Origin of the sequence: Azospirillum oleiclasticum (genome assembly GCF_013423485.1) — a bacterium.
Lineage (GTDB): Bacteria > Pseudomonadota > Alphaproteobacteria > Azospirillales > Azospirillaceae > Azospirillum > Azospirillum oleiclasticum.
Map to the genome: position 1 here is coordinate 1 of NZ_JABFFR010000018.1, position 249 is coordinate 249.

Annotated in this window: 1 protein-coding gene; it reads right to left on the reverse strand. The window is 80.3% G+C overall.

Annotated features, from left to right (window positions below; translation table 11 throughout):
* Positions 1 to 249, reverse strand: a 249-nt coding sequence (locus HL658_RS18865) for a hypothetical protein (RefSeq protein ID WP_180287652.1), incomplete at both ends; no start/stop codon positions are given.

Consider the following 249-nt stretch of genomic DNA (forward strand, 5'->3'; position numbering starts at 1 on the left):
GCCCCTGCGGCGGGGCGGCCTCCTCCTCGGGCAGCGGTGCGCCCTGCTCCGCCAGCGCCATCAGCGCCTTGCGGTCGACCTTGCCGTTGCCCGTCAGCGGCAGCGCCGCCAGCACCGTCAGCTCGCCCGGCACCGCGTGCGCCGGCAGCAGCCCGCCCAGATGCGCCCGCAGCGCGCCGGCCTCCAGCTCCGGGGTTGCCGCCCCCGGAGTTGCCGCGGTGACGAAGCCGGCCAGCCGCCGCCGGCCCC